This is a genomic window from Parendozoicomonas verongulae (assembly GCF_009711465.1).
GTDB lineage: Bacteria > Pseudomonadota > Gammaproteobacteria > Pseudomonadales > Endozoicomonadaceae > Sansalvadorimonas > Sansalvadorimonas verongulae.
Window position 1 is genome coordinate 127 of the sequence record NZ_SMME01000270.1, and the last position, 329, is coordinate 455.

Sequence of the window (329 nt, forward strand, 5' to 3'; positions counted from 1 at the left end):
AAACCGATTTCACGCCCAGCCTCCAGGACACATGCCCGTTCAAGATTTTCATAATAGCTATCTGGCACATTATACTTTTCACTGTACGAAAACCATTGAAATAAAAGAGGTGTATTATCAGGCAAAGTAACGACAGGGAAAGACCTTCCTAAGATGTCCTCAGTCTTAGTTTCACAAACTTCTTTTGCTACTCGCTTTTGCAAAGATGTTGATGTAGGCTCTGATTCAAATTCTGCACGGTCTTTTTTCCCTAAAACAGGAATAGAAACAGGTACGGATGGTTTACGAAGAAATTCTCTATTTTGTGGTTTCAACCTCGTAGATATGCC

General features: G+C 39.8%; 1 protein-coding gene. It reads right to left on the minus strand.

All coding sequences use genetic code 11. From position 1 onward, the window contains the following. Positions 1–314, minus strand: a 314-nt coding sequence (locus tag E1189_RS22225) for a hypothetical protein (RefSeq protein WP_196220841.1), incomplete at its 3' end; no start/stop codon positions are given. Positions 315–329: the final 15 nt, after the last annotated feature.